Genomic DNA, 25,422 nt, shown 5'->3' with positions numbered 1-25,422 from the left:
GTCCTTGAAACGGACCGCAACCAGATCGGGCGTCCGCCGGACCACCTCGTCGAACCGATCGAGGATCGTGCCGTCAGGCACGTCGAGCGCTGGCCCGGGAAGCGCGAGCGTGCCGGAGGGCCGCACCGAGGTCAGGGGCGTGCCGGGCGCGGTGACGAACGCGTCGAGCAGGTCGCGGAAGCGGGTGAGGATCGCGGTCGCCGCGGCGGTGTCGTAGAGGTCGGGCCGGTGCTCCAGACGCAGTCGCAGGGCGGCGTGCGGGACCACGACCAGGCTCAGCGGGTAGTGGGTGGCGTCGACCGGGATGCCGCCGCTGATCCGCAGGCCGTCGAGTTGCGGGAGCCCGCCGGTGGCCGGGTAGCTCTCGAATACGGTGAGCGTGTCGAAAAGATCTCCGCTGACGCCGGTGGCCCGCTGGATCGCGGCGAGACCGACGTGCTGGTGGTCGAGGAGCGCGGCCTGTTCGGACTGGACGCGGCGCAGCAGATCGGTCCAGGTCTCGGTGGGGTTCAGGCGGACGCGGACGGGGACGGTGTTGATGAACAGGCCGACCATGTCCTCGACGCCGGGCAGGTCCGCCGGGCGGCCGGAGACGGTCGCACCGAATACGACATCGTCGCGGCCGGTCATCGCCGACAGCAGCAGTGCCCAGCCGCCCTGCACGACCGTGTTGAGTGTCAGGCCGTACCGGCGGGCCGTGGCCGTGAGGCGGGCGGTGTCCTGCTCGGTGAGCACGATCTCAGCGACCTCGGGCAGCGTGGCGATCGGTGGTGCGTCCGGGGCCACGCGGGTGGGTTCGTCCACGCCGGCCAGGGCGTTCTTCCAGGCCGTCTCGCTGGCCAGGTGGTCCTGGGCGGCCAGCCAGGCCAGGTAGTCGGTGAAGGGGCGTGGCGGCTCGGTCATGCCATCGGCGCGGGCTTTCCCACCGGCATACGCCGCGAACAGGTCGCGCATGGCCAGCGGCCCCGACCAGCCGTCCATCAGCAGGTGGTGCTGGGTGAGGATCAGCCGGTGGTCGCCGTCACCGAGGTGCGCGAGCACGAACCGCAGCAGCGGCGGCGCCTCCAGGTCGAACCGGCGTCGGCGCTCCTCCCCGATCAGCTCGTCCAGCTGCTCGGCAGCGACCGTGACCTCGGTGAACGACGCCTCAGCGACAGCCGGGACGAACTGCACGGCCAAACCTGAGTCGGTGCGGGTGAAACCGCCCCGCAGGTTCGGATAGCGGTCCAGCAGCGCGGCCGCAGCCGCCCGCAGCCGGGCCACGTCGACCGTGCCGGTCAGGGTGAAGACCTGCTGAACCGTGTAGACGTCGGTGTCCTCGTCCAGGTCGGCCAGGTAGAACAGGCCCTCCTGAAGCGGTGACAGCGGCAGCACGTCGGTCAGGCCGGGGAAGCGGGTGGTGAGCACCTCCAGTTCGGCCGCGCCGATTCCGGACAGCGGCACATCGGACGGGGTGAGCTCGTTCGCGCCGGGTGCGTGCGCCGCGGCCAGCAGGGCGACCAGGGCGGCCAGCCAGTCGTCGGCGATCCGCCGGGCCTCGACGTCACCGAGCGCGGCCGCCGGATAGCTGAACTCGGCCCGCAGCACCGGTCCGTCCCCGCCGTCCACAGCGGCGGCGTTGACCGCCAGCCGATGCCGGACCGGCATCCGGGGGTCGGCGGTGGCGTGCGCCACCGGCAGCTCCCCGGCGATCGTCCAGTCAGCAGCCGCAGCCTCCGCGTCGATCCGGCCCTCCGCCGGCCCGGTGCCGATCCGGCCTTCCACCGGCGCCGCAGCGATCCGGTCCTCCGGCGCCCCGGCGCTGAAACGGCCTTCGGCCGGCGCCGCGTTGAACCGGCCCAGGTAGTTGAACAGGACCTCGGGCCGGGCGTCGAAGCCGAGCAGCCCGTAGCCGATGCCGCCGTCCGGGATCTCCCGCAGCCGCTCCTTCACACCACGCACGACAGCGGCCGGACCTCCCGCAGCGGCCGGAAGCCGGAGGGCGTATTCGCTGGTGAACCACCCGACGGTCCGAACCAGGTCGGCACCCGGGACGACCTGCTCCTCACGGCCGTGCCCTTCGAGGCCGATCAGGGTCTCGGTGTGCCCGCCGGTGCGCCGCGCGAGAGCCAGGGCGAGCCCGGCGAGCAGCACATCCTGCACCCCGGCCCGGAACGTCTCCGGAACGGTCGACAACAACGGCCCGGTGATCGACGGATCCACGGTGACGGTGATCCGCCGCAGACTGTCCGCAGGCTCGCTGACCTGCCCGGACTGCCCGTCGACGATCCGCTCCCAGAGCGGGCGCTCGGCTTCGTTCCCGTGCAGCGCGGCGGCCCACCCCCGGAACGACGTGCCACTCGCCACCGGGGTCTCCCCCCGAGCGGCAGCGGCCAGGTCCTCGGCGATGATCCGCCACGAAACACCGTCGACGACCAGGTGATGCGCGACCAGCAGCAGCCGTCCGGGCTGGTCACCGCGGTCGAACCAGACGGCCTGCACCATGATCCCGGCGGCCGGATCGAGCCGGTCGGCCGCGGCCTCCCGCTCGGCGATGTCGAAGTCACCGGCGACGACCCGCAGGTCGAGGCCGAGTTCCCCGGCGGGGACGTCAAGGGCCCAGCGCCCGTCCGCCGCGGTGACAAGGCGAGCACGGAGCACGTCGTGCGGCGCGAGGGCGGCGCGCGTCACGGCCGCGATCCTTTCGGCGTCAGATCCCGCGGGGGTACGAACCAGCAGCGCCTGCGAGTACCGGTCGATCGGCGCGTCGAGCCCACGAAGCCAGCCGATGATCGGTGTCTCCGGGACCACGCCCACACCGGAGTCGACGCTCCGCCCCACGGTGACGGCACCGGCCGCGTGAGCAAGCGCGGCAACGGTCTGGTGCTCGAAGACCTGCCGAGGCGCGAGTTGCAGCCCCGCACTCCGGGCGCGGGAGACGAGCTGGATGGCGAGGATGCTGTCTCCACCGAGCGCGAAGAACCCGTCATGCCGCCCGACCGCATCGTCCCCCAGCCCGAGCAGCCCGGCGAACAGTCCGGCCAGCACACACTCAGCCGACGTCTCGGGCGCTTCGCCAGCAGCCTCGGCGCCGGGTTCCGGCAGCGCGTTCTTGTCAATCTTGCCGCTGGCGGTGAGCGGGAACTGATCAAGCACCACGACCACAGCCGGAACCAAGGGAGCCGGCAATGCTGCCGCAAGGTATTCACGCAGAAGCTCACCATTGACACCATTGAATGGACTGCCATTGACGAGATCAATGCGGACCAGCTCGATATCGCCCCGTTCAACATTGACAGCGTCAAGATCGACCGAGTCAGTATTTCCGGCCGCAATATTTACTGAGTCAACCTTTACCGACTCAACATTTCCGACCGCAACGTTGACGGCATCAACGCCGGCGGTTTCAACACTGACAGCATCAACATTGACAGCATCAACATTGACGGCATCAATGTTGACTGGATCAATGTTGACGCCGTCAACATTGACGGAGTGCGCCGAGACGCCGTCGCGGAGGCGGGCGTAGGCGATCAACCTTCCGCCGCGAGCGACGACAGCGGCCTGTGCTACCTCGGGATGGCCCGCCAGCACGGCTTCGACCTCGCCCGGCTCCACCCGGAACCCGCGGATCTGCACCTGGTCATCGGTGCGTCCGAGGAACTCGATCTCCCCGCTCCGGGCGCGCCGGACCAGGTCACCCGTGCGATAGAGACGTGCGCCGGGCTCCCCGAACGGGTCAGCCACGAACCGCGCCGCGGTCAGCCCGGCCCGCCCGAGGTAACCCCGCGCCAGACCGTCACCGCCGAGATACAGCTCCCCCGGCACGCCCGGAGGCACCGGCCGCAGCCACTCGTCGAGCACATGCGCGGACCGGTTGAGTTCCGGCCGACCGATCAGGACAGCATCGAAGTCGTCCGTCGCCTCCCAGGTGGTGGCGGTGACCGTGGTCTCGGTCGGCCCGTATGCGTTGATCAGCCGGTGTTCACGCTGCCAGCGCCGCACCGCGTCGGCCGGCATGGCCTCGCCACCGATGGTGATCGTCACCCCGGCCGGGATGACCGCCTCGTCGAGCGCGGCCAGCAGAGCGGGCGGCAGGTCGACGTGGGTGATCCGCCGCTCGGCGACGAAAGCTCCCAACCCGGCCCCGAGACGCACGTCCTCGGGCACGACGACGAGCGTCCCACCAGACAGCACGGTGGCGGCCAGCTCACTGAACGCGACGTCCACGCCAGGTGACACGAACTGCGCAGCCCGGGTGCCCGGCCCGGCACCGAACCCGTCGCGCACGCTCTCGACGAACGAGGCAAGACCCCGGTGCGGCACGACGACGCCCTTGGGACGCCCGGTCGACCCGGACGTGTAGATGACGTAGGCAGGGTGGTCCAGCAGCACGTCAACACCCGGATCGGACACGTCACCAATCACCCCGAACACCGACGCCGCGGAGGAGGTGGACGGGGCGGAGGCGAAGGGGGGCACCTCCGTGATGACGGTCACCGGGTTGGCGTCGGCTATCTGCAGGCGGTGGCGGGAAGCCGGGTGGTGTGGATCGAGGGGCAGGACGGCCGCGCCCGACTTGGTCACGGCGAGCATCGCGACGATCAGGTCGGCTGAGCGGGGCAGCAGGACGGCCACGACCCGTTCCGGGCCGGCGCCGTCGGCGATCAGGCGGTGTGCGAGCTGGTTGGCGCGGGCGTCGAGTTCGGCATACGTGAGGGTGAGCGCCCCGTCCTCGACGGCGACCGCGTCCGGCGCCGACTTCACCTGGGCGGCGAAGAGTTGCCCGAGTGTCCGCGGCGGCACCGGGCGGCGTACCCCCTGCCAGTCGTTGGTCTGCTCGTCGTCGTTGAGCAGGGAGACCGTGGAGATCGGCTGGTCCGGGGCGACGGTGACGGCGGTCAGCAGGGTGATCAGGCGGTCGGCGAGGGCCACGACGGTGGCCTCGTCGAAGAGGTCGGCGCGGTATTCGATGCTGGCGTCCAGGCCGCCGTCGCGTTCGGCCACGTCGAAGGTGAGGTCGAACTTGGCCGTCCCGGTCGGCACCAGCCGCGGCGTGACCGTGAGCCCCGGGAAGCCCGCGACCTGCGGCAACGCCGCCTGATACGACACCATCACCTGGAACAGCGGGTGGTGGGCCAGGGTGCGCTGCGGGTTGAGCTCGTCGACGAGGCGTTCGAACGGCACGTCCTGGTGGGCGAGGGCGGCGAGGTCGGCCTCCCGGACACGTTGCAGCAGGGCGGCGAAGGTCGGGTCGCCGGACACGTCGGTCCGCAGCACGACCGTGTTGACGAAGAACCCGACGAGCCGTTCGAGGACGTCGTCGCCGCGGCCGGCGACCGGTGTGCCGAGTGGGATGTCAGTGCCCGCGCCGAGCCGGCTGAGCAGCGCCGCGACCGCCGCCTGCACGGTCATGAACAGGGTGACGCCGTGTTCCCGGGCCAGCCGCCGCAGCCCGGCTTCCAGGTCCGTGCCGATGCGGACGCCGACGGTGCCTCCGCTCTCCCCGGCGGTCGCGGGGCGCGGACGGTCGGTGGGCAGGCGCAGCACGGTGGGGATGCCGTCGAGGTTCTGCCGCCAGAAGCCGACGTCGACCGGCAGCGTCTCCTGCCAGGCGGCGTAGTCGCTGTAGCTGACCGGCAGCGGCGCCCAGGCCGGGGCACGCCCGTCGAGCCGGGCGGCATAGGCGGTGGCCAGGTCGTCGAGCATCGGTGTGAGCGACCACTCGTCCCCGGCGATGTGGTGCACGACCAGCAGGAGCACGCGCTGCGACGGGATCCACCGGACCCGGAGCGGCGCCGCGACCGTGACGTCGAACGGCTCCCGCACGGCCGCGTCGATGTCGTCACCGGCGGCGAAGTCGACGTCCGGCGCGAGGACCCGCGGATACGGCAGGCCATCGCGGGCCGGGAAGACGGTTCGCAGCGGCTCGTGCCGGGTGACCAGGTCGTTCAGTGCCAGGGCGAGAACGTCCAGGTCGAGCGGCCCGTCGACGTCGAGCGCGAGCGGCAGGTTGTAGGTCGGGTTGGGCCCGTCCAGCCGCGACAGTGTCCACATCTGCCGCTGGGCGGCGGACATGGTGGCGCCGGCGGACGTGCCGGGCAGCAGCGCGGGCCGGGTGGCGCGGCCGGCGGCGGCGAGGCGGGCGGCGAGCCCGGCCACGGTGGGCGCCTCGAACACGTCCCGTAGCGCGAGATCGGCCCCGAGCAGGCTGCGCACCCGGGCGGCGACCCGGGCGGCGAGCAGCGAGTGCCCGCCGAGGGCGAAGAAGTCGTCGCGGACACCGACCGCCGGCACGCCCAGGACCTCGGCGAACACGCCGGCGAGCAGTTCCTCCTGCGGGGTGCGGGCGGTCTCGGGAACGGCCGCGGCGTAGTCGGGCGCGGGCAGGGCGTTGCGGTCGAGTTTGCCGTTCGGGGTGGTCGGCAGCGTGTCGAGCAGCACGATCGCGGCCGGGACCATGTAGTCGGGCAGTGCCTCGGCGGCCTGACGGCGCAGCACGTCGGGGTCGGCGGCGCCGGTCACGTAGGCGACGAGCCGGCGGTCCCCGGCCCGGTCCTCGCGGATGATCACCACGGCCCGGACCACGCCGGGACCGGATTCCAGGACGGTCTCGATCTCGCCGAGCTCGATCCGGAAGCCACGTAGTTTCACCTGCTGGTCAACCCGGCCGAGCACGTCGAACGTGCCGTCCGGCAGGCGCCGGGCCAGGTCGCCGGTGCGGTACATCCGCTCCCCGGGCGCCCACGGGTCGGCCACGAAACGGGCGGCCGTCAGCGAGGGCCGGTTCAGGTAGCCGCGGGCCACGCCGGCCCCGCCGAGGTACAGCTCGCCGGGGAAGCCGTCCGGCACCGGCCGCAGCGCCGCGTCGAGCACGTAGGCGCGTGTGTTCCAGATCGGGTGACCGACGGTGACGGTGTCGCAGTGCAGCCGCTGCGCGGTCGACCAGATGGTCGTCTCGGTCGGCCCGTACAGGTTGGTCACTTCGGCGGCGTGTTTGCGCAGCTCGGAAGCGAGTTCCGGGGGCAGCGCCTCGCCACCGACCAGCACCCGAAGCCCGGTCAGCGCGGCGGCACCACCGGGCACGTCGGCGAGCGCGCGCCACAGGGTCGGGGTGGCCTGCACGACGGTCGCTCCGGTCCGGCGGACCAGGCCGGCGAGGACTTCCGGGTCCTGGACGGCCTCCTTGGCGGCGAGCACGACGGCGGCCCCGCTGAGCAGCGGCAGGTACAGCTCGAGCCCGGAGATGTCGAAACCGACAGTGGTCACCGCGAGAAGCCGGTCCCCGGCGTCCAGCGGCACCTCGTCACGCATCGCGAGCAGGAAGTTGACCAGGTTCTCCCGGGTGACGACGACACCCTTGGGCCGGCCGGTCGATCCGGAGGTGTACAGAACGTAGGCGGCGTCGTCCGCGAAGAAGGACGCGGGGAAGGACGCGGGGAAGGACGCGAGGAAGGAGACGTCGGAAGCCGGGGGAACCGAGGGCAGCGGCTGGTCCAGCCACAATGTCGGCACATCGCTCTGCGGCGCGCGGGCGGCCGCGACGGTCACCAGCAGGGCGGGGTCACTGTCGGTGAGCATCCAGGCGAGGCGGTCGGCTGGGAAGTCGGGGTCGAGCGGCAGGTAGGCGGCCCCGGTCCGCTGCACGGCCAGCAACGCGACGAGCAGGTCGGCGGTCCGCGGAAGGCAGCACGCGACGATCCGGCCCGGCGCCGCACCCCGCGCGGCGAGCACCGCGGCGAGGTCTTCGACGCGACGGTCGAGGTCGGCATAGCTGAGCGACGCACCGCCGGGTTCGATCAATGCCAAACCTGAGGGGGTACGCCGTACCTGCTCACGAATCAGCATGAGGAGATCCGCGCCCGGCAGGTCATGGGTGGTGTCATCGACGACCGGGGCGTCCTGGAGCCCGAGCCGCCCGGTCGGAGTGCCCGCGTCCACACCGGCCAGCGCGTCGAGCAGAGCGGCAAGCCGCGTGGTGTGCCCGTCGACGTCGCTCTCCCGATACCGGGCCGGGTTGGCGTCGACGGCGAGTTCGAGCACGTCCCCGCCCCGGTCGTCGAGCGTGATCGACAGGTCGTCGACCGGCCCCGCCGACACGTAACGTGGCGCGCCCACGGCCCCGCCGAAGTCGAGCGTCGACCCGAACGGCTTGATGTTGACCCACGGCCCGACCAGCCGCCGTTCCCCGCCGACCAGTCCGAGGTCGCGGCGGATGTCCTCCCCGCGGTACCGCTGGTGCGGCCGGATCGCCCTGATCTGTGCCGCGACCCGGGCGATCAGTTCACCGACCGTGTCGGCCGGCCGGACCGCGATCCGCAGCGGCAGCACGTTGACCGCGGTGACCGGCACGTTCGCGGCCACCGACCCGAGCCGCCCCATCATCGGCAGCCCGAGCACGACCTCCGCCGCCCCGGTGATCCGGTGCACGTAGAGGGCGATCGCGGCGAGGACGGCCTCGATCCGGGTCGCCTTGACGGTCCTGCCGAGGGCGGTGAGTCCACGTCCGGTCGATGCCGGGAGAGCGGCGATGCGGCGTACGAAAGTGGGGCTGGGCCGTGTCGAGCCGGAGGCGAGATCGGGCGCTTCGAGCCCGGCGAGGTGCTCCTGCCAGAACCGCCGGTCGGTCTCCCGGCGCTCACTGCCCCGGTAGGCGGCGTCCTCGGCGACGACGTCGGCGAGCGTGCCGAACGGGTTCTCCGGCACCTCGGTCCCGGCGGCCAGCGCGGTGTAGACGGCGGCGAGACGGCGCGCGACCAGGGCGGACGTGTAGGCGTCCATCACGATGTGGTGGCAGCGCTGGTACCAGGTCCAGCGGCCCGGCCCGCGCCGGATCAGCGCCTGCGCGAAGACCGGCCCGGCCGCGAGGTCGATCGGCGACGCCAGGTCGTCGCGGATCCACGACTCGGTGGCGTCCTCGTCGAGGTCGAGGACCCGCAGGTCCCAGGCGGGGGCGGCGACGATCTCCTGCACCGGTTCGCCGTCGTGGGCGGTGACCCGGATCCGCAGTGCCTCGGCGTCGTCGAGGGTGTGCCGTAGTGCCCGCTCGAACAGCGCCGGGTCGACGTCGCCGTCGATGTCGACGCAGGCGGCCGTGGTGAACGCCGGTCCCGGGTCCAGCTGCTGGGCGTACCAGACACCGGCCTGGGCAGCGGTGAGTTCGAGACGGTCAGGCACTTGTTGCTCCGTTTTTGTGCAGGGCGGGGGCCGCCGCGCCGGTGACGGCGCGGCGGTCCGCGGGTGGGGCGGCCGGTCAGTGGGCTGCGGCGTCCATCTGGGCGATCAGCGACGCGGGCCGCATGTCGGTCCAGTTCTGCTCGATGTACTCCTGGCAGGCGGCGAGTCCGTCCTCACCGAACACGGTGGTCCAGCCGGTCGGCACGTCGGCGAAGGCCGGCCACAGCGAGTGCTGGTTCTCGTGGTTGACCAGCACCAGGTAGCGGCCGTCCGCGTCCTCGAACGGGTTCGTCGTCACTTCGCCTCCGTCCAGGCCAGGCCGTCGGCCGACGGGACCAGGCCGTTCTCCAGCAGGGGCAGTTCCCGGGCGGCTTCGCCGAGGACGCCGCGCACCTGCACGTTGTTCATCTCCTGCATGACCTCGCGCACGACCGGCGTACCGAAGAGGTGGTGCATCTTGTCGCCGGTGTCGGTGTCCATGGCGCCGGTGCGCTGGACGGCGTCGGCGAGGTCGCCGGAGGAGGTCCGGAACTCGCTGACCAGCTGGTCGGCGCTGGTGAACGCCTGCTCTCCGGAGTGCACGCCGCCGACGAGGCTGACGAACGCCTCCAGGTCTGTGGCGTTGAAGTTGGTGACCTTGCGGGCCTTCCAGAAGTACGACTCCTCGTTGCTCTGCATGTCGTAGAACGCGGAGAGGAACTCGTAGAACACCCGGTACTCGCGGCGGTAGCGGCCCTCGAACTCCTCGAAGACCCGCTCCTCGGTGTTCTCGCCGGCCAGCACGGTGTTGATCGACCGGGCGGCGAGCAGGCCGGCGTAGGTGGCCAGGTGCACGCCGGTGGAGAAGACCGGGTCGATGAAGCAGGCGGCGTCACCGACGAGCACCATGCCGGGCCGGTGGAACGTCGAGTTGGTGTACGAGTAGTCCTTGCGGGTGCGGATCTCGCCGTAGGTGCCCTCGGTGACCCGGGTGGCGTCGGCCAGGAAGTCCTTGACGATCGCGCACCGGTCGACGAAGCCGAGCAGCGCCTGCTCCTGGTCGCCCTGGAGTTTGGCGGCGTGCTCACGGCTGATCACGGCGCCGACGCTGGTGAGGGTGTCCGACAGCGGGATGTACCAGATCCAGCCCTCGTCGAAGGCGGCGCAGAGGATGTTGCCGCTGTCCGGCTGGGGCAGGCGCTTGCCGCCCTCGAAGTACCCGAACAGGGCGATGTTCTTGAAGAAGTCGGAGTAGATCCGCTCGCCGCGCACGTTCTGGTGGACGCGGCTGCGGTTGCCGGACGCGTCGACCACGAACGTCGCGTGGATCTCGTGGCGCACACCGTCGGGGCCGGTGTACCTGACGCCGCGGACCCGCTCGTCGTCGCCGATGACCTCGGTGACGGGGCTGTTCTCCCGGACGTCGACGCCGTGTTTCGCGGCGTTCTTGAGCAGGATGTCGTCGAACTTCATCCGCTCGACCTGGTAGGCGTACGAGGTCGGGCCGGACAGCTCGGGGGCGACGGCGAACAGGAAGTTCCACGGCACGGGGTTGGTGCCCCAGCGGAAGCTGCCGCCCCGCTTGACCATGAAGGACGCCGCCTCCAGCTCCTCGGTGACGCCGAGCAGCCGGCCGATGCCGTGCACCGTGGACGGGAGCAGCGACTCACCGATCTGGTAGCGCGGGAAGGTCTCCTTCTCCAGCAGCACGACCCGGTGGCCGCGTCTGGCCAGGAGGGTGGCCGTGGTGGACCCGCCGGGCCCGCCGCCGATGACGACGACGTCGGTGTTCTCGATGATGGCGCTCAACGCTTGCCCTCCAGCAGCTTGTGCCAGGCGATGACCGTCGGCTCCTTGGCCAGGTCGAGGTATCCGGCGTCGGCGCCGGCCTCTCGCCAGCGCACCGCGAGACTCATCAGCCGGATCGAGTCGAGACCACGGTCGAGGAGGTTCTCGTCGTCGGCGAAGCTGCCGGGCTCCTCGTCGAGCACCTCGGCGACGTCGGTGCGGACGCGGTCGAGGCTCAGGGGTGCGGTCATTCGTGGCTTCCTTCGATTCGAACGTGTTAGGTAAGGCTTACCTTACTATTTCCTACACGTAAAGCGGCTTATCTCACACGTTGGGCGAAAAGTCGTAAACATGCAGCGCAGCATGCTTGTGACCAAGATCGCTGACGCCCAGGAGCCGGAAGCCGGCGCCGACGAACATCCGGCGGGCGATCGTGTGCCGCTCGTCGGGGTCGGCCAGCACCCGCCGGATCCGCGGGTCGGCCTGGTGCAACGCGCCCACCAGGGCACGCACCATCGCCCGCCCCAGGCCCTTGCCGGTCCGCTCCCGGTCGCCGATGGCCAGGTGCAGACCAAGATCATGGATGTCGTACGGGTAATGGCGCCCCACCACGTCACGAGGGGTCCGGTAGACCTCCACATAGGCGAACGGCACCCCGTCGTACGACACCAGGTAGGGCCGGGTGCAGTCCCCCGCCAGCTGCTCGGCGAGGGTCTCGGCCCACCGCTGCGGCGGCCAGTCCTGCTCCCAGAAGAGCGCGACATGCGGCTCGTTCATCCAGGCGCTGACCAGCTCCGGGTCACCGCCGCCCGGGGTGAGCCCGCGCACCGACCAGGGCGCGGGCGGGTCGGGCACCGGGGGCGGGCCCGCCGCGACGACCGCCGCGGCGAGACCCTCGGTGACTTCTCGGGCCGACACTCAGGCGGCCGACTTCTTCGCGGCGTCCGAGATGACGGGGACGACGTTCTCGATCACGTACTGCGCCGACAGCGGCGTCGGGGTGCGCAGCGCCGAGAACTGCGGGGCGGTCAGGGCCACGTAGGAGCCCTTCTTCACCGAGTTCAGCCCCTTGAACAGCGAGTTGCCCTCCAGAGTGGGCTGCAGGGCCGGGTCGGCGTAGTAGATCGCGGTCACGTCGGAGTCGAGCACCGCGACCTTCTCCAGGCTCAGCTGCACGGCGAACTCGTCGCCCTCCAGGCTCGCCACACCCGGCGCGAGCTGCAGCCCGAAGTCGTTGAGCATCTTGACGCCGGCGTCCTTGTCTGAGCGCAGCACGCCGATCGAGCCGGCCTCCCACATCTGGGCCAGCGTGAAGTTCTTACCGGCCAACTCGGGGTGCGCTGTCTTGGCCGCGGCGACCTTGGCCTCGACGTCGGCGATCAGCTTGTCGGCCTCGGTGCTCTTGCCGACCGCCTTGGCGACCTGGCGGACCGTGCCCTGCCACGGGTCCTCGAAGGCGCCGGTGGTCTCGTAGGCCGTGGTCGGCGCCAGCTTGCTGAGCTTCTCGTACTCGTCGGCGATGTAGTAGTCGCCGCCGGCCAGGATCAGGTCGGGCGCCAGGGCCGCGATCTTCTCCACGTCGAAGCCGGTGTCACCGGCGGTCAGCACGGTGGGCGAGCCGGTCAGCAGCGGCTTGGCCCACGGGGTGACGCCACCCTCGCCGGCGGACTCGGAGATGCCGACCGGCTGCACGCCCAGCAGCAGCAGGGCGTCGAGGTCGGCATCGGACAGCGCCACGATGCGCTGGGGCGCCTTCTCGATCGTCGCCGTACCCAGCTTGTGGGTAAGGGTGACGGGGTAGGCAACCGCGGCGGCGGCGGTCGAGCCGGTCGGCTCCGCCTTGTCACCGGAATCGCTGGAGCACCCGCTCAGCAGCGACAGCCCTGCGGCGAGTGCGATGCCCGCCACGAACGCACGGCGGCCCGGACGCAGAACAAAGGACATGAAGAACCTCGCGCTTCTTGTTAGGTAAGGCTAACCTAAGCGACAACGGGATCCGGAGGCAATACAGGGTCCTTCGTTTGGTAAGGCTACCCTTTCTTCGACGAGAGTCCATGTGTGAATTCAGGAGTCCTCTATGACCGCCCCGAGCCGGGTTCACCCGGCAGCGACAGAACGCGGTATCAACGGACATAAACGGCTCCTCACGCTCGCCGTTCTGGCCATTACCGTCCTATTGGCCACAATGGTCAGTCTCGCCGTCGGGGCGCAGAATCTGCATCCGGCCGCCGTCTGGGACGCCCTGCTCTCCCCCGGCCGGGACCCGGCCGCCACCGCCATCGTCCGCGAGCTCCGTCTGCCCAGGACGATCCTCGGGCTCCTGGTCGGGATCGCCCTCGGCACGGCCGGCACCCTGATGCAGGGCCACACCCGCAACGCCCTCGCCGAGCCCGGGCTGCTCGGCGTGTCGGCCGGCGCCTCGTTCGCCGTCGTCATCGGCATCCAGCTCGGCGCCCGCACCCCGGCCGGCTACATCTGGTTCGCCTTCGCCGGTGCCCTGATCGCCAGCGTCGTGGTGTTCGCCACCGCCGCCGGCCGGCGCGGCGGGCCCACACCGATCACCCTCGCGCTGGCCGGCGTCGCGGTCAGCGCGCTGCTCGCCTCATTCACCCAGTCGATCCTGCTCAGCGACGACGCCAGCCTCAACGCGTTCCGGTTCTGGGTGGTCGGCTCACTGTCCGGTCGCGACGCCGGCACCGCCGCGCAGGTCGCGCCGTTCATCGTCGCCGGGCTGGCACTCGCCCTCATCAACGCGCCCGCCCTGAACGCGCTCGGCCTCGGCGACGACATCGCCCGGGCACTGGGCCAGCGCATCGCCGTCGCCCGCACCGTCGGCGTCGTCGCGATCGTCCTGCTCGCCGGTGCGGCCACCGCCGCCTGCGGCCCGATCGCCTTCCTCGGCCTGATGGTCCCGCACCTGGCCCGCGCCTTCACCGGCCCCGACCACCGCTGGCTCATCCCGTGCTCCGCCCTGGCCGGCGCGACCGTCCTGCTCACCGCCGACGTCATCGGCCGGGTCATCGTCAGCCCCGGTGAGCTGCAGACCGGCATCGTGCTGGCCGCCGTCGGCGCGCCCTTCTTCATCGCCCTGGTCCGCCGCAACAGGACGGTGCAGCTGTGACGACCACCACCACACCGATCCGGCCGTCCGGGCGTCACGTCCTGCGGGCCGGGGCGTTCTCCGGGACCTTCTCCGTCCGTACCGCCGCCGTGGTGTTGATCTCCCTGGCCGCGGCCTTCGCCGTCGCGGTCGTCGCGATCGGCCGCGGCAGCTTCCCGATCTCCCCCACCGAGGTCGTCGACGTGCTCGCCGGCGGCGGCACACCGGCCCAGCGGCTCATCGTGCTCGACCTGCGCCTGCCCCGCGTCCTCGGCGCGCTGCTGGTCGGCGCGGCCCTCGCGGTCGCCGGCGCGCTCACCCAGACCTTCGCCCGCAACCCGCTGGCCAGCCCGGACGTCCTCGGCGTCACCAACGGGGCCTCACTCGGCGCGGTCGCCGTCATCGTCCTCGGCGGCTCCGCGGCCACCGGCGTACCGCTCGCCGCCCTGGCCGGTGGCCTGACCGCGGCCGCCCTCGTCTACTTCCTGGCCTGGCGGCGCGGCATCGACGGGTTCCGCCTGGTGCTGATCGGCATCGCCGTCGGCGAACTGCTCACCGCCGGAGTCCAGTGGTTCCTGGTCCGCGCCGAGATCGTCGACGCCACCCGCGCCACCATCTGGCTCAACGGCTCCCTCGCCGGCGTCGACTGGGCACAGATCAACCCGCTCGCCGCCGGACTGGCCGTCCTGCTGCCCCTCGCCGTGGCCACCGCGTTCACCATGCAGGCCATGCAGTTCGACGAGGACCTGGCCCGCGGCCTCGGCGTACGGCTGCAACTAGCCCGCCTCGCCGTGGTGCTCACCGCCGTCGGCCTGGCCGCCGCCGCGGTCACCGCGGCCGGCCCGATCGAGTTCGTCGCCCTCGCCGTCCCGCAGATCGCCCTGCGGCTGTGCGGCGGCTCCCGTCCCCCGCTGCTCGCGTCGGCCTCGCTCGGTGCCCTGCTCGTCGCCGCCGCCGACCTGCTCGCCCGCGTGGTGCTGCCCGGCCGGGAGATGCCCGTCGGCCTGGTCACCGCGATGCTCGGCTCGCCCTACCTCATCTGGCTCCTGATCAGCACCAACCGAAGGACGACGGCGTGACCACCATTCCTGCCGCCCGGTTACAGGCCCGCTCGCTGTGCCTCGGCTACACCGACGACATCGTCGTCGACCACCTCGACCTGGACGTCCCGCACGGCACCGTGACCGCCGTGATCGGCCCCAACGGCTGCGGCAAGTCCACACTGCTGCGCGCCCTGGCCCGGCTGCTGCGCCCCCGCTCCGGTGAGGTGCTGCTCGACGGCCGGCCGCTGGACAGCATCCCCACCCGCGAGATCGCCCGGGTCATCGGCGTGCTCCCGCAGAGCCCGGTGGCACCGCCCGGCCTGACCGTCACCGACCTGGTGATGCGCGGCCGTCACCCGCACCAGAACTGGTTCCGCCAGTGGTCGCGCGCCGACGAGGAGATCGTCACCGCGGCCCTCGACTGGACCGGCATGCGGGAACTCGCCGACCGGCCCGTCGACCAGCTCTCCGGCGGCCAGCGGCAACGCGCCTGGATCTCCATGGCGCTGGCCCAGGAGACCGAGATGCTGCTGCTCGACGAGCCGACCACCTACCTCGACCTGTCCCACCAGATCGACGTGCTCGACCTGATCGCCCGCCTGCACCGGGAACGCGACCGGACCATCGTCATGGTGCTGCACGACCTGAACCTGGCCGCCCGCTACGCCGGTCACGTCGTCGCCATGCGCGACGGGCGCATCGCCGCCCAGGGCACCCCCGCCGACGTCCTCAACCCCGGCCTGCTCGACGAGGTGTTCGACCTGAAGGCGATGGTGATACCCGACCCGGTGACCGGCACCCCGCTGATCGTCCCGTTACCCCGCGCCGTCTGACGGGCCGCCCACGTGGCGTCGTCGCGCATCACGGAGACCTACCTGCGGATCATCCTGGAGCTCGAGGAGGAACGGGTGCCGCCGATGCGGGCCCGGATCGGCGAACGGACCTTCGCGAGCCTGCCCTCGGTCAGCCAGAACATCGCCCGGCTCCAGGGGTACGGACTGATCCGTGACGACCCCGACCGCACGCTGCGGCTCACCCGGCGCGGGCGGCGGCTGGCGGTGACGATCCTGCGCCGCCAACGGCTCGCCGAGCTGCTGCTGGTCTCGCTCATCGGCCTGCCCCACGAGCAGGCCCACCCGGAGTCCGTCGAGTGGGGGCACGTGCTGACCACCAGCGCCGAACGCCGCATCCACGAGCGGCTCGGCCACCCCACCCGAACCGCGTGCGGCCTGCGGATCCCCGGCCTGCGTGAGCTGCGCCAAGCACATGAGCAACGGTTCGGTACGTAACGCGCTCGGTCGGAGGGACGCACCAACCGTCGTGGGGTCCGATCGGGTTGAACGGCGTTGCTTCCGGCCCGCACACACACCACGTCACCGACCATGGAGTAACGTGGAATTCGCCGGTTGGCTGACAATGATCTACACACTCGCTCGTCCTGATCACCCGGGAGACAAAGCGTCGTGGAAGAACCCACATCAGGCCAGATGACCACCACCGTCCCGCTGGACCGCGGGGCCGCGGCCGGCGTCACGGCAATCGTCAACCGGATCATGCGGTCGGCCGCTCCGGCGGACCGGGTGGCGGCACGGGAGCGGCCTTCTGACGTCTCCGCGTTCCAGTCGGCCATCTGAGCGCGCGGCGCCGCCGGCCAGCCCGGTGCGCCAGTTCGTCCTCAAGGTTCACGAGCTCTGCAACCTGGCCTGCGATCACTGCTACGTCTACGAGCACGCGGACCAGACCTGGCGTGACCGGCCGTCGACGATGTCGGTGGTGGTCGCGGAGCGTACGGCCGCGCGGATCGCCGAGCACGCGGTCCGGCACCGGCTCCCGTCGGCCGGGGTGGTCCTGCACGGCGGGGAGCCGCTGCTGCTGGGCCGCACCCGGTTGCGGGAGATCCTGACGGTCCTGCGGTCGGTGGTGGGTGCGGTGACCGCCCTGGACCTGCGGATGCAGACCAACGGCATCCGTCTGGACGAGCCGATGGCGGAGTTGCTGCTGGAGTTCGGGGTGCGGGCCGGTGTGTCGCTGGACGGCGACCGGGCCGCCAACGACCTGCACCGGCGGTACCGCAACGGGGCGAGCAGCCACGACCGGACGTTGCGGGGGCTGGCGCTGCTGCGGTCGCCGCGGTTCCGGGCGGCGTACGCCGGGATCCTGTGCACGATCGACGTGCGCAACGATCCGATCGCCGTCTACGAGGCGCTGCTGGCGCAGGAGCCGCCGCGCATCGATCTGCTGCTGCCGCACGCGACATGGGACGAACCTCCTCCGCTGTGGACGGCCGGCGGTACTCCGTACGCCGCATGGTTGTTGCGGGTCTATCGCCGTTGGCTCGCCGACGGCCGTCCGGTACCGATCCGCCTGTTCGACGCGCTGCACGCCACCGCCGCCGGGCGTGAGTCGGGTGTCGAGTCGGTCGGCGCCGACCGCGGTGACCTGGCGGTGGTCGAGACCGACGGGTCGTGGGAGCAGCCGGATTCGATGAAGACGGCGTTCCACGGGGCGGCGGCGACCGGCCTCACCGTGTTCACCGCCTCGGTCGACGACCTGGTGGCGACCCCGGCGATGCGGCACCGGCAGAGCGGCCTGGCCGGGCTGTCGGCCACCTGCCGCGCCTGCCCGGTGGTGTCGCGCTGCGGCGGCGGGCTCTACGCGCACCGGTTCCGCAGCGGCTCCGGTTTCGACAATCCGTCCGTCTACTGCGCCGACCTGAAGGGACTCGTCACCGCGATGCAGAGTGACCCGGAACTGCCCTGGCCCGCCTTCGACGAGCTGGCCTCGGGCGGCGGCGACGCGATCGCCGTCGGGCACCTGACCACCACCCAGGTGGCGATCAACCGGGCGTTGCTGGTCACCGCGGCCGACGGCCTGCCGGGCCCGGCCTGGTCACTGTTGCAGAAGATCGACGATCAAGATCCGGCGGCGGTACGGCGGGTGCTGTCCCACCCGTTCGTGCGGACGTGGGCGGTCCGTCACCTCGCCGGGCAGGACGGCCCCGAGCGGTTCGCCGATCTGGTGGCGGCGGCCGCGGTGATCGCCGGCGTGCCGGACGACGTGACGGTGACGCCCCGGGACGGCCGGGTCCATCTACCGACCCTGGGCACCCTGACCGTGCCGGCCGAGGTGACCACTGTGGAGGTCACCGGCGACGGGACGGCTCGCTGGCCGGGCGGCACGGCCCGTCTGGTCCCGGGCGATCCCCGCTGGGCGCCGGCCGCCTCGGTGGCGCTGGACGACGTGACGATCCTGCTGGAGGACACCGACCCGTACCGGGACTGTCACGGCTGGCCACCGGCCGGCCCGCTGAGCGATGACGACCGGCGATCCTGGGCGGAGGCGCTGCGCGCGGCCTGGCCGTCGGTGCTGCGTGACGCCCCGGAGCAGGCTTCCGGCCTGGCCGGCGGCCTGACCACGATCACCCCGCTGGTCGGAGACCCGGTGACGTTGCGCAGCGCCACGTCCCGGCAGGCGTACGGCGCGCTCGGCATCGCCCTCACCCCCGACCCGGCGGCGCTCGCCGTGATGCTGGTGCACGAGTTCCAGCACAGCAAACTGGGCGCGATTCTCGACCTGATCGACCTGGTCGACCCGGACAGTGACGTGCTCGTGCGGGTCGGCTGGCGGCCCGATCCGCGCCCGGCCGAGCTGGTGCTCCAGGGCATCTACGCGCACCTGACGGTGGCCGGCATGTGGCGGCACCGGGCGGCGCGCGGCGAGGACGGCGCCGCCAAGCACTACGCGATGTACCGGGACTGGACGGTCGAGGCCATCGGACGTCTGTCGGACTCGGGTGCCCTGACCGCGGAGGGCCGGCGTTTCGTGGGCCGGCTGGCCGCGACGATCGGACAGTGGCCGGGGTGAGAACCGACCGGGCGAGCCTGGCCGCCGATCTGCGGGCACTCGGCCTGCCGGCCGGCGACCTGGTGGTGCACGTGTCGCTGCGGCGGCTCGGCCCGCCCCGCGACGGCCCGCAGGTGCTGCTCGACGCGCTCCGCGAGGTCGCCGGCCCGGGCGCGACGATCGTGGTGCCGACGCACACCGCGCACAACTCGACGACCAGCCCGGTGTTCCGGGAGGCGACCCGCGGGCTGGACGGGCCACGGCTGGCCGCCTACCTGGACGCGATGCCGGGTTTCACGCCGTCGATGGCGTCGACCGGGATGGGCGCGTTCGCCGAGCACGTGCGCCTGGCGCCCGGTACCGTCCGCAGTGGACATCCGCAGACGTCGTTCGCGGCGGCCGGGCCGCGGGCGGAGGAGTTCATGGCGGTGCACGATCTGGACTGTCATCTCGGTGAGCGGTCACCGGTGGGCGCGCTCTACCGGGCCGGAGCGCACGAGCTGATGATCGGCTGCGGGTGGGAGCGGTGCACCGGCCTGCATCTGGCGGAGGGGCGGGTGCCGCGGCCGCGGCGCAAGACGTACACGTGCTTCGTGGACCGGGACGGCAAGCGGGTCACCGAGCACTTCCTCGGCATCGATCACGACGACCGGGACTTCGCGGAGCTGGGGGCGGCGTTCGACCGTACCGGCGGGTCGCGTCGTGGCCGGATCGGGCGGACCGAGGCACTGCTGACGCCGTTGCGCGGGGCGGTCGATTTTGCGGTGCGGTGGTTGACTGAGAACCGGCGGTGGAGGGAGGACGACCCGTGACCGAGGTGAATGCTGACGATCCGGGCGCGCCGGTGTTCTTCCTCAGCTACTCCCGTCCGGACCGGTCCCGCCCGGCCGGGCCGCCCCGCGAGCCCAACCGCAACGTGGTCCGTCTCTTCGACGACCTGAGCGAGCTGGTCAACGAGCTGATCGGCTCACCGGTCGGCGGTGACTCGGGCTATCTGGACCTGGGCCGCGGGACCGGCGAGCTGTGGCAGAAGACGGTGCTCCAGGCGGTCGGCACCTGCCAGGTGATGGTGTGCCTGGTGTCGTATCCGTACCTGTTCCACAGCACGTGGTGCCCTCGCGAGTGGGACGTGTTCACCCGCCGCCGGGTGGTGTCGCGCGGCGGGGCGAGCCAGGCCACGGAGAGCGCGATCGTCCCGGTGCTGTGGACGCCGTTCGAGCAGTCGCTGCCCGGTCCGGTCGCGGCGGTCGACATGTTCACCCCGAGCGGGCTGCCCGATGAGGACTGGACGGCACGTTATCTGGCCGACGGGCTGCTCGGGGTGGCCCGGACCGGGCAGACCGCGATCTACGACGCGATCGTGTGGAAGCTGGCGATGCACATCCAGCGTATCCACGCACGATACCGCGTGTTGCCCGCCGTCCCGGACGGTGTCGAGGATCTACGCGCCAGTTTCACGGAGGCGACGCGATGACGCCGGACCGCTGCTATTTCTTTCTCTCCTACGCCAAGTCTGCGCCGGGCACCTCGTCGGGTGACCGGGACGCCGACATCTGGGTCCGCAGTTGCTTCGACGACCTGTCGGCGGCGGTCGGCCGGCTGCTCGGCCGGGATCCGGCGACCGTCGGGTTCGTCGACGACCTGCTCGCCCCGGGCACCACGTCGAAGGCGACGATCGCCGAGCAACTGGGCCGGGCCGAGGTGTTCGTGCCGCTCTACTCCCCCGGCTACTTCCTCAAGTCGTGGCCGATGCGGGAGCGGGCGGTGTTCCTGGAGCGGCTCGCGCGGGCGTTCCCCGGTGAGCCGGAAGCGGCGCGAGCGCACGTGATCCCGGTGCTGTGGCTGCCGGTCACCGACCGTGGCCAGGAGGCGGAGGTGACGGCGGCGCTGCCGCTCGGCACCGGCATCCCGGAGTACGCGGAGAACGGTCTGCGGGCGCTCGGGCGGCTCACCGCCTACCGCGACCACTATCACCGGATCATCGAGCGACTCGCGCGGCGGATCGTCGAGGTGACCGAGCGGCGGTGGCTGCCGGCCAGCCGGACCGTGCCGTTCGACCAGGTCGCCGTGCCGGACCTGCCGTCCGGGGAGACGCCGTTCGTGGTGGCGGTCAGCACCGGCCCGGGTGCCAAGCTGGCCTGGCTGCCGTACGGCGGCGGCCCGGACGTCCCGATCACCGAGTTCGCCGCGGTCCGCGCGGAGCAGCAGGGTCTCGCGGTCCGGATCGTCCACCGGGCCGACGAGCTGAAGATTCTCGACGGCTCGCCCGGGATGATCCTGGTCGATCCGTGGCATCCGGGCGGCACCGGCGCGCTCGACGTCTTCCGCGGCCACCTGCATAGCTGGATCACCCCGGTGCTGGTGGCCGACCGGGCCGATCCGCGGTTCCCGCGCGACGGCGCGGACCTGCTCGCCCGAGCCGAGGCGCGGCTGGCCGATCTCGGCGCGGCCCGTGTCTACCGTGCACTCGATGTGGAACGGTTGGCGCAGCTGATGCGGACGGTGGTGAGCGAGGCCCGCCGCCATTTCATCCGGCACGCCGCCGTCCAGCTGCCGGAGGGCCCGGCGCTGCCACGACTCGGCATCGACGACCCATCGCGACGACACGTTGTCGAGACGAGTGATGATGAGTGAGCAGCCGCCCCTCGGCAAAGTGGTGACGTTCTACTCGTTCCAGGGCGGCACCGGGCAGACCATGGCACTGGCCAATGTGGCCTGGATCCTGGCCTCCAACGGCAAGCGGGTGCTGGTCGCCGACTGGGACCTCGAATCGCCTGGCCTGCACCGCTTCTTCGTGCCGTTCGTCCGCGCCGAGGCCGTCGAGGCCGCTAGCGGAGTCATCGACATGGTCCGCGCCTACGAGTGGGAGACCGCGAGGAGGACGGAGAGGGAGAACGGCTGGCCTGGTCGACTGGCCCGGGTCGGCCAGCACGCCTTCTCCCTCGACTGGGATCACTTCGCCCCCGGCGGCCACCTCGACTTCCTGTCCGCCGGCCGGCAGAACCCGCACTACGCGGCCAACCTGACCGGGATGAACTGGGACGACTTCTACGAGAGGATGGGCGGCGGCCTGTTCCTGGACGCGCTGCGCCAGGACATGCGGGCCAACTACGACTACACGCTGATCGACAGCCGTACCGGGCTCAGTGACGTGGCCGCGATCTGCACCGTGCAGCTGCCGGACGTGCTGGTCGACTGCTTCACCTTCAGCGAGCAGGGCATCGCCGGCGCGGCCCAGGTCGCCGCCGAGGTCGCGCGGAACACGTTGCAGCGCGACATCCGGGTGCTGCCGGTGCCGATGCGGATCGACCCGGCCGAGAAGAACAAGGCCGACGCCGGACGGGCCTTCGCCATGCAGCGTTTCCCGGGGCTGCCGGCCGGCATGTCCCCAGCCGAGCGCACCCGGTACTGGAACTCCGTCGAGGTGCCGTACCGCGCTTACTACGCCTACGAGGAGATCCTCGCGACCTTCGGTGACCTGCCCGCCCAGACCACGTCGCTGCTCGCCGCCTACGAGAGGATCACCGCGCACATCACCGACGGCGAGGTGATCGCGATGCCGCCGGTGGACGAGGCGCTTCGGCTGCGCACGGTCAACCGGTTCGTCCGCCAGGTCACCCTCGCCGAGGAGGAGGTGACGCTGGAGTACGCGCCGGAGGACTCGGCCTGGGCCGAGTGGATCGGCGGGCTGCTGGCCGCGGCCGGGCTGCGTGTCCACGACACCGGTGGCCGCCCCGTCGGTGACACCGGCCGCCGCCTGACCCTGATCTCGCACGCGATCGCCGCCACGCCCACTGACGTGGTGCCCCGCAACCGGGCCGGGGCGCGTCCCTCACTCGCCGTCTACATCGACGACATCTCGCCGCTGCCGTCCTATCCGCTGACGTCGTCGGCGTTCATCAGCGGCAAGACGATGGAGGTGGCGATGCAGCGGGTGCTGCGCCTGGTCGGGCGGGTCGTCGATGACGTCGACCCGCTGGCCATCGGTGCGCGGTACCCGGGCCGCCCGCCTCTCGTGTTCAACCCGCTGGTCCGCAACGCACGGTTCACCGGCCGTGAGGCCGACCTACGGGAACTGCGGGCCCGGCTACGCGGCGGCCGTCCGGTCGTGGTGTCCGGCACCGCACCGACGCTCCAGGTGGCGCTGCAGGGCATGGGCGGTGTCGGGAAGACCCAGGTCGCGCTGGAGTACGCCCACCGTTTCAAGAACTCCTACGACGTGGTGTGGTGGGTCGACGCCGAGCAGACCAAGTTCCTCGACATCGCCCTGTCCGACCTGGGCAAGGCCCTCGGCCTGGCGCCGCCGCAGTCCAGCATCCTGGACGCGGCGCGATCGGTGATCACCGCGCTGGAGCAGGGCACACCGCACGCCCGCTGGCTGATCATCTTCGACAACGCCGAGGCCGTCGAGGAGGTCCTGCCGTTCCTGCCGCAGGGTCCCGGCCACGTGCTGATCACCTCCCGCAACAGTCAGTGGGGTGAGCGGGCGCAGCCGATGACGATCGACGTGTTCGAGCGGCACGAGAGCATCGCCCACCTCAGGCAGCGGGTGCCGACCATCCGTACCGAGCAGGCCGAACGGATCGCGATCGCGCTGGGCGACCTGCCGATCGCGGTGGCGGCGACCGGCGCGTGGCTCGCCGAGACCGGCGAGCACGTCGGCGAATATCTGCGGCGCGTCGAGCGGGAGGGCCCGGACCGCACCGTCGACCAGGTGTGGAACCTGTCTTTGGAACTGCTGCAGGAACGATCGCCGGCGGCGTACCGGCTGCTGCAGCTCTGCTCGGTCCTGGCCCCGGAGATCACCCTCGACCTGATCACCAGCGATGAGCTGGCCGACCTGCTGGGCCGCTACGACAAGGAGATGTCGGTCCGGCTCTACCGGCACGCCCTGGTCCAGCACATCAATCGGCTGGCCCTGCTGAAACTGGACCGGGCGCGCAGCCAGATCCAGGTGCACCGGCTCCTGCAACACGCGGTCCGCAACCGGATGACCCCGCAGGAGCTGCGGCAGACCCGGCACGAGATCCACCTCGCGCTGGCCGGGCTGCGGCCGCGTAACGAGATCGACGACTCCCGCTCGTGGCCCCGGTTCCGGATGCTGTGGCCGCACCTGGAGATGTCCGGCGCCGCCGAGTGCGACGACGAGCAGGTCCGCCAGCTGATGATCGACCGGGTGCGGTACCTCTGGTACAACGGCGCCCTGCCCGAGGGCCGCCGGCTCGGCGAACAGGTCGACCACCGGTGGAACGAGATGCTCCGCTACCAGACCGACGAAGCCGGCCGGAGGTCGCTGCGCCGGCAGATCCTCAACCTGCGGTTCAACATCGCCAACATCCTGCGCGAGTCGGCCCACTTCGAGGAGGCCCGCGCCCTCGACGAGCAGGTCCTGGCCGAGCAGTCCGAGTTGCTCGGCGCCACCCACCCGCACACTCTGATGACCGCCGGTGGGCTCGGCGGCGACCTGCGGGCGCTGGGCCGCTACCAGGAGGCGCAGGAACGCGACGAGCTGACGTACGCGGCGTGGACGGACTACTTCGGCGAGGACTCGTCACGGACCCTGTCGGCGCTGAACAACCTGGCCACCACCCAGCGGCTGGCCGGTGACTTCCGGGCGGCCCGGGCCCGCGACGAGGAGCTCTACGAGCGAAACAAGATGATCAACGGCGAGGATCATCCGCGTACGCTCGGCACGGGCACCAACCTCGGGCGTGACCTGCGCGAGGCCGGCGAGTACCAGGCCTCGGTGGAACTGCTGGAACAGGTCGCACGGCAGCACGAGCAGGTGTTCGGCCCGACGTCGTACCGCACGCTCAGCGCCAAGGCGAACTGGGCGGTGTCGCTGGGCTGCGCGGGCCGCCAGAAACAGGCCGCCACTCTGCTGGAGGAGGCGTACGAGCAGCTCAACGAGGCGGTCGGGCCGAGTCATCCGGACACGTTGGCGTGCCGGCTGAGCCGAGCGGTCAGTCTGCAGGCGACCGGTGAGGTGGGCAGCGCCATCAGTGAGCTGGAGGAGGTGCGGCTGGCGTACGGCGCCAGTCTCGGCCTGCGGCACCCGCACACGCTGGTGTGCCTGAACAACCTGGCCGCCGCCCATCGCGCGCGGGGCGATTCGAGCACCGGGCTGACGTTCGCCCATCAGGCGGCACGGGAACTCGGGAAGGTGCTGGGGCCGTGGCATCCGTACACTCTGGCGGCCGAACAGAACCTGGCGGTGCTGCACGCCGAGACCAGCGAGATCGGCACGGCACTGCAGATCATCGACGCGACCATGCAACGGCACCGCGAGGTGCTCGGCCCCGACCACCCGGACACACTGCGCTGCGCGGCGAACCGGGCCCTGATACGCCGCGCCACCGGCGTGCCCGACTCCGACGACGCCGCCGACCGCTTGGAGAGCGCGCTGGGCAAGACACACCCGGCGGTGGTCGCGCTGGAGGAAGGCCGCTACCTGCACCGCATGCTCGACCCGCACCCGTTCTGATCAGGGGCCCGCCGGTCTGCATCCTCCCG

At 71.6% G+C, this 25,422-nt stretch carries 16 protein-coding genes; 10 read left to right on the top strand and 6 right to left on the bottom strand.

Annotated features, from left to right (window positions below; translation table 11 throughout):
• From ACFO0C_RS37360 to ACFO0C_RS37335, 6 genes are all read right to left on the bottom strand, one after another.
• Positions 1-9,156, bottom strand: a 9,156-nt coding sequence (locus ACFO0C_RS37360) for an amino acid adenylation domain-containing protein (RefSeq protein WP_378071507.1), incomplete at its 3' end; no start/stop codon positions are given.
• A 76-nt stretch (positions 9,157-9,232) separates the two neighbouring features.
• Positions 9,233-9,454, bottom strand: a complete 222-nt coding sequence (locus ACFO0C_RS37355) for an MbtH family protein (RefSeq protein WP_378071506.1) — start codon at positions 9,452-9,454, stop codon at positions 9,233-9,235.
• Positions 9,451-10,944: an FAD-dependent oxidoreductase gene (locus ACFO0C_RS37350; protein ID WP_378071505.1), complete on the bottom strand. Its 1,494-nt coding sequence runs from the start codon at positions 10,942-10,944 to the stop codon at positions 9,451-9,453. Before ACFO0C_RS37350 ends, ACFO0C_RS37355 begins: the two co-directional genes overlap by 4 nt.
• Positions 10,941-11,174, bottom strand: coding sequence for a phosphopantetheine-binding protein (locus ACFO0C_RS37345; protein WP_378071504.1), 234 nt, complete (start codon positions 11,172-11,174; stop codon positions 10,941-10,943). The genes ACFO0C_RS37350 and ACFO0C_RS37345 overlap by 4 nt, the downstream gene beginning before the upstream one ends.
• 73 nt (positions 11,175-11,247) lie before the next feature.
• Positions 11,248-11,841: a GNAT family N-acetyltransferase gene (locus tag ACFO0C_RS37340; protein WP_378071503.1), complete on the bottom strand. Its 594-nt coding sequence runs from the start codon at positions 11,839-11,841 to the stop codon at positions 11,248-11,250.
• Positions 11,842-12,867: an ABC transporter substrate-binding protein gene (locus tag ACFO0C_RS37335; RefSeq protein WP_378071502.1), complete on the bottom strand. Its 1,026-nt coding sequence runs from the start codon at positions 12,865-12,867 to the stop codon at positions 11,842-11,844. It abuts the gene before it with no gap.
• A gap of 133 nt (positions 12,868-13,000) precedes the next feature.
• Between ACFO0C_RS37335 and ACFO0C_RS37330 the strand changes: the two genes are divergently transcribed.
• The 10 genes from ACFO0C_RS37330 (at position 13,001) to fxsT (ending at position 25,393) form a co-directional block, all read left to right on the top strand.
• On the top strand, positions 13,001-14,044 hold the full coding sequence (locus tag ACFO0C_RS37330) for a FecCD family ABC transporter permease (protein ID WP_378071501.1): 1,044 nt from the start codon (positions 13,001-13,003) through the stop codon (positions 14,042-14,044).
• The gene (locus ACFO0C_RS37325; protein WP_378071500.1) at positions 14,041-15,102 is read left to right on the top strand and encodes a FecCD family ABC transporter permease; all 1,062 of its coding nucleotides are present in this window, start codon (positions 14,041-14,043) and stop codon (positions 15,100-15,102) included. The genes ACFO0C_RS37330 and ACFO0C_RS37325 overlap by 4 nt, the downstream gene beginning before the upstream one ends.
• 5 nt (positions 15,103-15,107) lie before the next feature.
• Positions 15,108-15,899 (top strand): ABC transporter ATP-binding protein, encoded by a 792-nt coding sequence (locus ACFO0C_RS37320; protein WP_378071523.1) that lies wholly within the window; start codon positions 15,108-15,110, stop codon positions 15,897-15,899.
• A 12-nt stretch (positions 15,900-15,911) separates the two neighbouring features.
• The gene (locus ACFO0C_RS37315; protein ID WP_378071499.1) at positions 15,912-16,355 is read left to right on the top strand and encodes a metal-dependent transcriptional regulator; all 444 of its coding nucleotides are present in this window, start codon (positions 15,912-15,914) and stop codon (positions 16,353-16,355) included.
• 198 nt (positions 16,356-16,553) lie between these two features.
• Positions 16,554-16,700, top strand: coding sequence for a hypothetical protein (locus ACFO0C_RS37310; RefSeq protein WP_378071498.1), 147 nt, complete (start codon positions 16,554-16,556; stop codon positions 16,698-16,700).
• A 25-nt stretch (positions 16,701-16,725) separates the two neighbouring features.
• Positions 16,726-18,930, top strand: a complete 2,205-nt coding sequence (locus tag ACFO0C_RS37305; RefSeq protein ID WP_378071497.1) for an FxsB family cyclophane-forming radical SAM/SPASM peptide maturase — start codon at positions 16,726-16,728, stop codon at positions 18,928-18,930.
• Complete coding sequence (locus tag ACFO0C_RS37300) at positions 18,927-19,721, top strand: aminoglycoside N(3)-acetyltransferase (protein ID WP_378071496.1); 795 nt, start codon at positions 18,927-18,929, stop codon at positions 19,719-19,721. The genes ACFO0C_RS37305 and ACFO0C_RS37300 overlap by 4 nt, the downstream gene beginning before the upstream one ends.
• Entirely contained in the window at positions 19,718-20,383 is a 666-nt protein-coding gene (locus ACFO0C_RS37295) for a hypothetical protein (RefSeq protein ID WP_378071495.1), read from the top strand. Before ACFO0C_RS37300 ends, ACFO0C_RS37295 begins: the two co-directional genes overlap by 4 nt.
• On the top strand, positions 20,380-21,543 hold the full coding sequence (locus ACFO0C_RS37290) for a TIR-like protein FxsC (RefSeq protein WP_378071494.1): 1,164 nt from the start codon (positions 20,380-20,382) through the stop codon (positions 21,541-21,543). The genes ACFO0C_RS37295 and ACFO0C_RS37290 overlap by 4 nt, the downstream gene beginning before the upstream one ends.
• Positions 21,536-25,393: an FxSxx-COOH system tetratricopeptide repeat protein gene (fxsT, locus tag ACFO0C_RS37285; protein ID WP_378071493.1), complete on the top strand. Its 3,858-nt coding sequence runs from the start codon at positions 21,536-21,538 to the stop codon at positions 25,391-25,393. The genes ACFO0C_RS37290 and fxsT overlap by 8 nt, the downstream gene beginning before the upstream one ends.
• Positions 25,394-25,422: the final 29 nt, after the last annotated feature.

Source organism: Actinoplanes subglobosus (assembly GCF_042650585.1).
In the GTDB taxonomy this organism is placed as follows: domain Bacteria; phylum Actinomycetota; class Actinomycetes; order Mycobacteriales; family Micromonosporaceae; genus Actinoplanes; species Actinoplanes subglobosus.
The sequence above is the reverse complement of the archived record's forward strand: the minus strand, read 5'-3'. Positions and strand labels throughout refer to the sequence as shown.

Coding starts and splice junctions, on each gene's coding strand:
- ACFO0C_RS37345 (WP_378071504.1), bottom strand. CDS start 11,174: ATGACCGCACCCCTGAGCCTCGACCGCGTCCGCACCGACGTCGCCGAG.
- ACFO0C_RS37335 (WP_378071502.1), bottom strand. CDS start 12,867: ATGTCCTTTGTTCTGCGTCCGGGCCGCCGTGCGTTCGTGGCGGGCATC.
- ACFO0C_RS37330 (WP_378071501.1), top strand. CDS start 13,001: ATGACCGCCCCGAGCCGGGTTCACCCGGCAGCGACAGAACGCGGTATC.
- ACFO0C_RS37310 (WP_378071498.1), top strand. CDS start 16,554: ATGACCACCACCGTCCCGCTGGACCGCGGGGCCGCGGCCGGCGTCACG.
- ACFO0C_RS37290 (WP_378071494.1), top strand. CDS start 20,380: ATGACGCCGGACCGCTGCTATTTCTTTCTCTCCTACGCCAAGTCTGCG.
- fxsT (WP_378071493.1), top strand. CDS start 21,536: ATGAGTGAGCAGCCGCCCCTCGGCAAAGTGGTGACGTTCTACTCGTTC.